This window comes from Fontibacillus phaseoli (assembly GCF_003337355.1).
In the GTDB taxonomy this organism is placed as follows: domain Bacteria; phylum Bacillota; class Bacilli; order Paenibacillales; family Paenibacillaceae; genus Fontibacillus; species Fontibacillus phaseoli.
Genome location: NZ_QPJW01000004.1, coordinates 259,858 through 269,161, shown reverse-complemented (window position 1 = coordinate 269,161; position 9,304 = coordinate 259,858). Strand labels below are relative to the sequence as shown.

Here is a 9,304-nt window from a genome sequence, read left to right as displayed (position 1 = left end):
CTCCAACATTCCGCTAAGCGCCGAATTGGACTCACTACGACGAACCCCTTTTAGGGGTTCTCATCCCATGAGACGCAAAGAGCCAGTTCGCTATGAACTGGCTCTTGACTACGTCCCAGGAGGGTACTCGCGCTTCCGCGCGAGACTCCGTTCCTCCAACATTCCGCTAAGCGCCGAATTGGACTCACTACGACGAACCCCTTTTAGGGGTTCTCATCCCATGAGACGCAAAGAGCCAGTTCGCTATGAACTGGCTCTTGACTACGTCCCAGGAGGGATTCGAACCCCCGACCGACGGCTTAGAAGGCCGTTGCTCTATCCAGCTGAGCTACTGGGACATATGGTATGTAAAAATGGGATGCGTTAATTATTATAACGCATCCTTAGCTTTTTTCAAAGGGGATTTATTTGACGATTATTAACATCTGCTGGAAATAAAGCTGCAACAGGTCCCGAAGACAGTAAGAGTTTGGATCCTGAGCATGGTTAACGGTCAAATTTTTTAACGGACACAGGAGACGTTAACCAGGCGATTTTGATGCTTTGGAATCGCTAACGGACACAGGGGACGTTATTTTACGAAAATAGCCCATTCTGGGGTTAATTCTGATTACTTAAGGTCTCTGGTGTCCGTTAAAATAAAAAACAACCCATTTTTAGCGAATTAACGGCTCTGGTGTCCGTTAGCCGGTGACGAATTAACGGCTCTGGTGTCCGTTAGCCGGTGACGGTAAAGAATTAGGCGAGTGAAATCCTTCCCCGGTCGATAAAGCTACTGTTAGTTACATGCCAATCAAATTTTTAATCGCACAATAGCTACCGTTAACCACATGCCAATCATATTCTAATCGCACAATAGCTACCGTTAACCACATGCCAATCATATTCTAGTCGCACACTAGTTACTGTTACCCCATCTATGGTCAAATACTGGCTGTACGCTGTCCTATGCTACTCCACAAATTTAACTAGTCACTATTCATGTTCGACACTTGCTAATTACGCGCCACAAGCTAAGCTACCAGTCCTCCAGTCTCTCCACCAGTCAGATGTTCATTCAATGCTGATTCCACGATTGCCAGACAAACGACGAAAGCATACTAGTTAGTCATGCCAGTTAAAGTTCATCCGCTAGGAACTCATTATTCAAGAATTCTTCAGTCAGGAACTCTTCAAATAAGAGCGCTCAGTTAATAGCACATAAGTCTACAGCACATCAAACAAGCGCGCCAGCCATGGCATTAGCGGGGGAGCTCCTTTTTCAACCGGGAGACAATGTCTTCGCGCGCGAGCAGATGCTGTTTGAATTGCTCGCGCTGCTTCTCCGGAGCGGGCCAGCCCGAGTCGCAGAAATCCTCCTCGGCGACCACGGCGGTAGCTTGATGCATGCTGTTATCGAACCAGTCCGTTTCCAGGTCGGCATCGCTGCGGATCATGCGAATGATCTCGTAGCCATCTCCCCCGTCCCCGGGGGAACGGGCGATATACAGTAACAGATCCGGGTCTCCGACGGCTCCCGGCCGCACCTGGATCTCCGCGCATGCGGTACCGTCATACTCCGTGATTCTTCGGAATGTGGCATCCTTGATATAGTACATCTGCGCTGTCACTCCTTCTCCCCGCCCGGCCCCATGCCCAACGAGCGATGCAACTGCTCGCGGGTCTCCTCGGTGCCGAGGGAGTATATATGACGGTATAGTGCATCCAAATTGCTTTGATACCCGGCATTGACATCTTCCTCGGGCGAATCCGGCCATGGATAAGTGAATGCAAAAAAGCTGCTCACTTCTTTTTCATCAATTTGTTCCAACATATGACTTATCGTGTCAGCTTCTTCCGGCGTCGCCCGAATCACCCATTCATACCCTGAGGCGCCTTGCTCCTCCAACAAAGAACGTCCTTGCAAGGATACATAGTACGTCTTCTTTTCCACCGCCATCCCTCCCAAGCTGGGGAAAACCACCCCTTATTAGTCATAGTTTTCCTTAGAGGACAGACATTTTATGCTCTTTCCGGGCATAATTTGTTAATACTTTTCACCCGAACGAAGAGGGATATGGAAGCAACATAGAGAGGAGAAACCGGCATGTGCGGAATTACCGGATTTATCGAATGGAGTCGGGATTTGACGACGGAACTGGACCTGGTGCTGTCAATGACATCCTGTTTGGAAAAGAGAGGTCCGGATGCCCAGGGAACCTGGATTTCCGGGCCGTGCGCGTTCGGCCACCGGCGGCTGAGCGTCATGGATCCCGAAAACGGGGCCCAGCCGATGGTCATCCAGGAGGAAGAAGTTACGTATACGATTGTATATAACGGAGAGATTTACAACGCACCGGAATTAAAAGATGAACTCCGCAGAAGGGGCCGTGCGTTCAAGACGAATTGCGACACGGAGGTGCTTCTGCAAGCTTATATCGAGTGGGGGCCGGACTGCGTGTACCGGCTGAACGGCATTTTCGCCTTTGCGGTATGGGACAGCGAAAGGCAGCACGTGTTCTTTGCCAGGGACCGGCTTGGCGTCAAGCCGTTGTTCTACAGCGAGATCGATGGAACGCTGATCTTTGCTTCGGAACCGAAATCGATCCTGCAACACCCTAAAGCGGAAGCTGTCGTCGGAGCTGACGGACTAGCCGAAATTTTCGTGATCGGACCAGCCCGGACACCGGGGCATGGGGTTTATCGGAATATGAAGGAGTTGCGTCCAGGCCATGTGATGATTTACAACCGTTCAGGCCTCCGCTCCTATGCCTATTGGAAGCTTGAAGCCGAGCCCCATGCGGACACGGTCGACCAAACGGCCGCCAACATCCGCACCCTGCTTCAGGATACGCTGGAACGGCAACTGATTTCCGATGTTCCGGTATGCACCCTGTTGTCCGGCGGCCTGGATTCCAGCGCCCTGACCGCTCTCGCCGTTGATTATTATCGGCGGACCGGCCAAGGCCAAGTGCACACGTATTCGGTGGATTACGTCGATAATGATAAGTTTTTCCAAGCCCACAGCTACCAGCCGGGAGCCGACGCCCCTTGGATCAAACGCATGGTGGAGGAACTGGACACAGAACATCACTGGATTTCGTTCGATACGCCCGAACTGATCGGATCGTTGCCGGACTCCACCGTGGCTCGCGATCTGCCGGGGATGGCCGATGTGGACGGCTCGCTGCTGCTGTTCTGCCGGGAAATCAAAAAGGGGGCCACCGTCGCCATTTCCGGGGAAGCCGCGGATGAAGTGTTCGGAGGCTACCCCTGGTTTCACCGCGAAGAATTGCTCGGAGCCGGTACTTTTCCATGGTCCGTAGCGACAGGACTCCGAGCCTCACTTCTGTCGCCGGAAATCCGCGACTGGATCGCCCCGGAGCAGTATGTGGCGGAACGGTACGCCGAAGCGGTGGACGAAGTGCCGCATCTGGAGGGAGAAACGGCGGAACAGGCCCGGATGAGAACGATGTCGTATTTGAACATCACCCGCTTCATGCCGACCCTGCTTGACCGGAAAGACCGGATGAGCATGGGCGCCGGACTCGAAGTGCGCGTTCCTTATTGCGACCATCGCCTCGTGCAGTATGTCTGGAATGTTCCCTGGGAGATCAAAACGACCGGAGACCGGGAAAAAGGTATTCTGCGCAAAGCGCTCGAAGGGGTTCTGCCGGATGATGTCCTGTATCGCAAAAAGAGCCCTTATCCCAAAACGCATAATCCCGCTTATTTGGAGGCCGTCAAAGGGCAAATGCTTGATATTCTCGACAATCCGTCCTCACCGATTTTGCCGCTCATCGATGCCGCGCGGATCCGTGAGATTGCCGCGTCGCCGGAAGCCTCATCCAACCTTCCCTGGTTCGGCCAGCTGATGTCGGGGCCGCAGTTGTTCGCCTACCTGGCCCAGGTCAACCATTGGCTAACGGCCTACCACGTGGCGATCCGGTAGCCGGCCTGAAGATAATCAAAAAAACCTTGGCTCTTTCCTCAAAGGAAGAACCAAGGTTTTTCATTGTTTAGGCCCGGGCCGCCTCATTCAGCTTGGCGGTCAATTCCCTTAGCGCCGCACCGCGATGGCTGACGGCTTGCTTTTGTTCCAGGGTCAGCTCGGCGAGGGTCTTCTCGTACTCCGGCAAGTAGAACAGCGGGTCATAGCCGAAGCCTCCGCCTCCCGCCGGCTCGGAGGTGACCCAACCCTCAACGGTGCCGGAAGCCTCGGTGAATTGCCCCGTGGCCGGATCATACAGGGCCAGATGGCATACGAACCGCGCCGTGCTCAGCAGCGGCTGTTCCGTATCTTCGCCCTGTTGCTGCTTCTCCAATTCGGACAACAACTTCAGGTTGTTCTCCTCATCCGATGCATTTTCCCCGGCATAGCGGGCGGAATATACGCCAGGATCTCCGTCCAGCCGATCGACGCAGAGGCCCGAATCGTCAGCCAGAACGGGTTGTCCAAGCAGATCCCCGGCGGTCTTGGCCTTTTTGCGGGCATTTTCCGCAAAAGTCTTCCCGTCCTCCACGATATCCGGCACTTCCGGATAATCGTTCATACTTTTGACCGGCTTGCCCAGGAACTCAAGGGCATGAGCAAATTCGCGCACTTTGCCCTGGTTCCGGGTAGCAACGATAATTACCGGTTGTTCCTCGCGCATCATGCATTCGCTCCCGTTTCGCCGCCCCGGATTTTGAGCGCGATGGGTCCCAATGCGTCGCGCTGCTGCTGAATCATTTCCTGAATTCCTTTTTCGGCGAGGGCAAGCAGTCCGTCCAGTTCTTGCCGCGAGAACGGCTTCTCTTCCCCGGTTCCCTGAACTTCAACGAATTGGCCTTGTCCCGTCATCACGACATTCATGTCGACCTTGGCCTTGGAATCCTCTTCATAGTTCAAATCGAGCAGCATTTGCTGACCCACGACGCCTACGCTGACAGATGCCAGATAATCCGTAATCGGAAAAACAGGCAGCGAATGCTTCAAGGCAAGCTTGTTCACGGCAAAAGCCAACGCAATGAACGCACCGGTGATCGACGTCGTCCGCGTTCCACCGTCCGCCTGCAGCACATCGCAGTCGATGGTAATGGACCGTTCCCCGAGCGCCTGCAGATCTACTACCGACCGCAGTGCGCGGCCGATGAGGCGCTGGATTTCCATCGTTCTCCCGCTGAGTTTGCCGCGTGCGGCCTCACGCTGATTACGGGTTTGCGTCGCCCGGGGGAGCATGGAATACTCGGCGGTAACCCAGCCTTTTCCCTGGCCCTTCATGAACATCGGGACCTTCTCTTCCACCGTAGCCGTACACATGACTTTGGTGTCCCCGACTTCGATATACACCGAGCCTTCCGCATATTTATTAATATCCACGGTCAATTTCATCGGCCGCCGCTCGTTCGCTTCACGCCCGTTAGTTCTCATCATTACTGCCTCCTACGTTTCATGCTGTCTTTTTGCTTTCCCTATTCTACCAAAGTGTAGGCATAAAAGCACCTTTCCATTCCTGACCTGTCAAAGGATATCGAATTCAAAAAAGAAGACCCGCCTCAGCAGGTCCTGTAATGTAGACTACGCATTAGAACGGAATTTCGTTGATGCTCTCCGGACGAAGCACCGGTTCCCCGTACTTCTCATTGTCCATGCCGATCACGTCTTTTTGTCCGTTAAGCCAAATCCGCACTTTGTTGTCCCTGGCGTTCTCCGTCACCGTCAGCACGAGGGATTGCAGCATTTGCGCCGGCGGCTTTTCCCCGGCTTCAAACATATCGTCCTCAATCGAGACCGTAATCACGCCATCCTCCGATAGCTCCACCGCTTTTAGCACCGTATTGTCCGTCATCACCCGCTCCAGGCCGTCTCCCCGGGACGGTCCCTTGATCAGTTCGCCCAAGGCGCCCGTCACCGGATTCTTATCCGCGGACACAAATCGGGTTACCGGTACGAAATACTGAACTCCTCCCGGCGTGGACGCCGTAAAGAAGACCGTCACCGGTCGGGTCTGGGACAGGCTTACGCCGTCGCCCAACTCCAGATTAATGCCAAGCGACCGGTTCAGCGGCCGATCCAGCGGCGTTCCGTTTACTGGCATTTCATTCAGCTTCGCCCCATCCATCCACAGCTGGACATGCTCGATATCCTGATCCCCGAGTAGCGTCCAGGTAACGGCCTCAAGAATTTTCCGCTCGTTCGCCGCTTCGTAATTGCCGAACGACTTGTTGAATTCCACGATGGCAAGTTTCTCGTCTTTTTTCAGCGTGACCGCCTTAACTTCCGTGCCTGCGGGAAGCACTCCGCTAAATCCCGCCGGAACGACTCCCTGGTAGGGTCCGCTCTCGATCAGCACGCCCAGCATCCGGTTCAGCTTGTCCGCAGCCTCGCCCTTGGGGAGATGCAAGGAAACGGGCACGAGCCAGCCCTGCTCGTTCTTCAAATAGACCGTCGACGAGGCTTCCTCCGTATCCAGGTTTGCCTTGCTTGTCTGGCTTGTCTGATTTGTTGGCTCGAGAGACTGCAGCATCTGCGCCTCCACATCACTTGGGGGCGGGTCGATCGATGCCGAAGGGTTTATCCCGAGCAAGCTGCAGCCCGACAGCAAGAGCGGAATCGTTAACACTCCCGCTGCGGCTGTATTGCGTAAATGGCGGTTCCATTTCATAATCCGGTATCCTCCTAACCTGATCTTGGATATGTCCAAAAGATGACTTTTTGAACAACCTCTATTACTATGTATACGAGCCCCTTTTTCGAAAAATAACTATATTTTTCAAGAAGGTGGACAGACTGCATCATAGCTATGTTTCTAAATAAATGCGAGTTTACCTCGAACATCGGGAGGAGTAGTGGATGGAGATGGAACAACGAAAAACAAAAGCGCCTTACAGCCTGAACAGCAAAAAAGTGGCCGACGCCACCAAGGCGTGGCTCCAGAAACGGGGCATAAAAATCGAAGAAATCGCGGAACTGGTCATGCTGCTTCAGAAAAAATATTATCCGAATTTGACGATGGAGGAATGCATCCACAATGTGGAGCAGGTGCTTAGCAAACGGGAGGTGCAAAACGCCGTGCTGACCGGCATCCAATTGGATATTCTCGCCGAGCAGGAACTGCTGATCCCGGAGCTTCAGGACATGATTTCCAATGACGAGGGATTGTACGGCGTGGACGAAATCCTGGCCTTTTCCATCGTCAACGTATACGGCAGCATCGGGTTCACCAACTACGGTTATGTAGACAAGTTGAAACCGGGCGTTTTGGAGAAGTTGAACGATAAAACGCTTGGTCCGTGCAACACGTTCCTGGACGATATCGTAGGCGCGGTAGCCGCCTCGGCCAGCAGCCGGATCGCCCACCGCAAACAAACGGAGCGGGAACAGGAGCAGGGCGAAGAGACGCTCGGCAAAGACATCGTGCGTTAATAACCAATAATACGATCAAGCAACCTTCCTCCGGAGAAGAACCGGACTCAGGTTGCTTGATTTAGTTACGCCCCCCAAACGGGCGTTTTTATTTTGCTGAAGACTCATGGCGGCCTTGAATTCGGAACACGCGGCTTCCGTCCGGGTTGCCGATTTCGGCCGCCCGCCCCCGCCGGACCAGTTCCGTCAAATGGGCCAGCGTCTCCGACATGGCGAACCGCATCTGGTGAATACCGAGTTCTAAACCGAAGAGGGCGGCGCAGACGTCAAAACCGGTTACATCCCGCTCCGCCAGTATCGCCTCAATACGGTCCAGGCGCTCTTCATGATGCGCAAGCAACGCCCGGGTGCGCTCCGCAAAATGCGGGAACGGATTTCTGTGCCCGGGAAACGCCTTGTCCACCTCGTAGGCACCCAACTTGATGAGCGAGTCCAGGAACGACTTTAGCGGCTGCGGATCGCTGCCCGGCAGCAGGCTGACATTGGGGGAAATCTGCGGCAGAACCGCATCCCCGCAAAGCATCAGGCGACGCTCCGGATCGTAAAACGATAGATGTCCGGGCGCGTGGCCCGCACTCTCGATCCCCGTCCAGTTCCGCCCGCCCATCACTATCGTTTCCCCCTCTGCGAGATAAGTAACCACCGGGTCCGGCGTCACCTCAGGAAGAAAACTTTCCAGATGCAAGGGAAGCTGTTCATACCAGACACGCGGCATTCCGTGTTTACAATAGAGTTGCAGCAGCGCTTCGTTCATGCCGCTGCCCTCCCCCCACATCCGCATGCTCTCCTCATGCGCCCGCCGCGACATGAAAACCTGAGCTCCTGACAGCGACTGCAAATAGCCGGCCAAGCCGTAATGATCGGGATGATGGTGGGTCAGCACGATGCCGGAGATATCCGAAGGCGTCATGCCCAGCTCATTCCAAGCTGTACGCCATTCCTCTTCCGTCACTTGCGACCGGGGGCCGGGGTCGACAATCGTAACGCCTTCGTCGCCACGAAGAAGGTAGCTGTTGACCCAGCGCAGCGGCGGGGCCATCGAAATGCGGACCCGGGTCAGCTCCTCCGGTTCCCACGATAGGATATCCGCGGCGCTCATAGGGTTCTCCCCACGATAATCATCCGGGGCGAAGCCGAGGGGTCGTATTCTTCCTCGTTATAGTCCCCGTGGATTTTTTCCAGAACCAAATCCGCCTGAGACAACATTGCCGCAAAGTCGTCGCTTCTATACAGCTTAATCCGCTCCAGGTAATTTCTCGGGTTCTCCGGACAATTGCCATTTTCCCCCTCAACTCTGGTGATGGAGATTTTCTTTTTGACATAGCCGTCTTCGATAGAGCGTTGTTCGGTAATCAATTGGCCGTCATCCACCCGCCGGGAAGCCGGAACCAGATGGGCGGCGGTATAGTCCGCGTTAAGAAAGTCGATAATGAACCTTCCCTGCGGTTTCAGCATCCGGTGAATTTCTTTCAACACTTTAACGTGCTCCGCATCCTGCTCAAAGTAGCCGAAGGAGCTAAACAGGTTGACGACCGCATCGAATCCGCCCTCCAGCGGTAAATTTCGCATATCTCCCTGCAGCCACGTTACCCGCCCTTCCGGATCATTTTTACGCGCTTCCCTGAGCAGGACCTCGGAGAGATCGATTCCGGTCACTACATATCCCGCTTCGTCGAGCGCCATGGAATGCCGCCCCATCCCGCAGCATAAATCCAGCACCTTGGCTCCCGGCGCCAAGTCGAGCCAGGCTATCATCTTATGTACTTCCCGTTTTGCCCCCTGTATGTCGCGGTGTTTGTAAACGAGCAAATAATCTTCGCCAAAACTCTCTTCATACCATTCCGCCATGCTAGTCTCCCTCCCGACCTCCGGCCTCTCACTCACGCTATCTATCTGTTCATATCCTTAATTGTACCT

Annotated in this window: 9 protein-coding genes and 1 tRNA gene; 2 read left to right on the top strand and 8 right to left on the bottom strand. The window is 54.4% G+C overall.

Annotation, left to right across the window (positions count from 1 at the left end):
* Positions 1 to 264 precede the first annotated feature (264 nt).
* The 3 genes from DFP94_RS13920 to DFP94_RS13910 form a co-directional block, all read right to left on the bottom strand.
* A tRNA-Arg gene (locus DFP94_RS13920) sits at positions 265 to 338 on the bottom strand.
* Between the two features lie 903 nt (positions 339 to 1,241).
* Positions 1,242 to 1,598, bottom strand: a complete 357-nt coding sequence (locus DFP94_RS13915) for a hypothetical protein (RefSeq protein ID WP_114497062.1) — start codon at positions 1,596 to 1,598, stop codon at positions 1,242 to 1,244.
* An 8-nt stretch (positions 1,599 to 1,606) separates the two neighbouring features.
* Entirely contained in the window at positions 1,607 to 1,933 is a 327-nt protein-coding gene (locus DFP94_RS13910) for a hypothetical protein (RefSeq protein WP_114497061.1), read from the bottom strand.
* A 153-nt stretch (positions 1,934 to 2,086) separates the two neighbouring features.
* Between DFP94_RS13910 and asnB the strand changes: the two genes are divergently transcribed.
* Positions 2,087 to 3,931: an asparagine synthase (glutamine-hydrolyzing) gene (asnB, locus tag DFP94_RS13905; protein ID WP_114497060.1), complete on the top strand. Its 1,845-nt coding sequence runs from the start codon at positions 2,087 to 2,089 to the stop codon at positions 3,929 to 3,931.
* A gap of 67 nt (positions 3,932 to 3,998) precedes the next feature.
* Here the strand turns inward: asnB and DFP94_RS13900 are convergent, their stop codons facing one another.
* The 3 genes from DFP94_RS13900 to DFP94_RS13890 all read right to left on the bottom strand — a co-directional run bounded on the left by DFP94_RS13900 (position 3,999) and on the right by DFP94_RS13890 (position 6,626).
* Positions 3,999 to 4,634 (bottom strand): XTP/dITP diphosphatase, encoded by a 636-nt coding sequence (locus DFP94_RS13900; protein ID WP_114497138.1) that lies wholly within the window; start codon positions 4,632 to 4,634, stop codon positions 3,999 to 4,001.
* Positions 4,634 to 5,395 (bottom strand): ribonuclease PH, encoded by a 762-nt coding sequence (gene rph / locus DFP94_RS13895; protein ID WP_114497059.1) that lies wholly within the window; start codon positions 5,393 to 5,395, stop codon positions 4,634 to 4,636. The genes DFP94_RS13900 and rph overlap by 1 nt, the downstream gene beginning before the upstream one ends.
* A 151-nt stretch (positions 5,396 to 5,546) precedes the next feature.
* The gene (locus DFP94_RS13890) at positions 5,547 to 6,626 is read right to left on the bottom strand and encodes a GerMN domain-containing protein (protein WP_114497058.1); all 1,080 of its coding nucleotides are present in this window, start codon (positions 6,624 to 6,626) and stop codon (positions 5,547 to 5,549) included.
* Between the two features lie 194 nt (positions 6,627 to 6,820).
* On the opposite strand from DFP94_RS13890, the gene DFP94_RS13885 reads away from it, so the two are divergent.
* Complete coding sequence (locus DFP94_RS13885; RefSeq protein WP_114497137.1) at positions 6,821 to 7,387, top strand: phosphatidylglycerophosphatase A family protein; 567 nt, start codon at positions 6,821 to 6,823, stop codon at positions 7,385 to 7,387.
* Positions 7,388 to 7,475: 88 nt separating this feature from the next.
* Here DFP94_RS13885 and DFP94_RS13880 read toward each other — a convergent pair whose 3' ends face one another.
* Together DFP94_RS13880 and DFP94_RS13875 are read right to left on the bottom strand one after the other, a co-directional pair.
* Positions 7,476 to 8,486 (bottom strand): MBL fold metallo-hydrolase, encoded by a 1,011-nt coding sequence (locus DFP94_RS13880; RefSeq protein WP_114497057.1) that lies wholly within the window; start codon positions 8,484 to 8,486, stop codon positions 7,476 to 7,478.
* Positions 8,483 to 9,235, bottom strand: coding sequence for a class I SAM-dependent methyltransferase (locus DFP94_RS13875; RefSeq protein WP_114497056.1), 753 nt, complete (start codon positions 9,233 to 9,235; stop codon positions 8,483 to 8,485). The genes DFP94_RS13880 and DFP94_RS13875 overlap by 4 nt, the downstream gene beginning before the upstream one ends.
* Between the last annotated feature and the right edge of the window lie 69 nt (positions 9,236 to 9,304).

Coding starts and splice junctions, on each gene's coding strand:
- DFP94_RS13885 (WP_114497137.1), top strand. CDS start 6,821: ATGGAACAACGAAAAACAAAAGCGCCTTACAGCCTGAACAGCAAAAAA.
- DFP94_RS13890 (WP_114497058.1), bottom strand. CDS start 6,626: ATGAAATGGAACCGCCATTTACGCAATACAGCCGCAGCGGGAGTGTTA.
- DFP94_RS13915 (WP_114497062.1), bottom strand. CDS start 1,598: ATGTACTATATCAAGGATGCCACATTCCGAAGAATCACGGAGTATGAC.
- DFP94_RS13875 (WP_114497056.1), bottom strand. CDS start 9,235: ATGGCGGAATGGTATGAAGAGAGTTTTGGCGAAGATTATTTGCTCGTT.
- asnB (WP_114497060.1), top strand. CDS start 2,087: ATGTGCGGAATTACCGGATTTATCGAATGGAGTCGGGATTTGACGACG.
- DFP94_RS13900 (WP_114497138.1), bottom strand. CDS start 4,634: ATGCGCGAGGAACAACCGGTAATTATCGTTGCTACCCGGAACCAGGGC.
- DFP94_RS13880 (WP_114497057.1), bottom strand. CDS start 8,486: ATGAGCGCCGCGGATATCCTATCGTGGGAACCGGAGGAGCTGACCCGG.
- rph (WP_114497059.1), bottom strand. CDS start 5,395: ATGATGAGAACTAACGGGCGTGAAGCGAACGAGCGGCGGCCGATGAAA.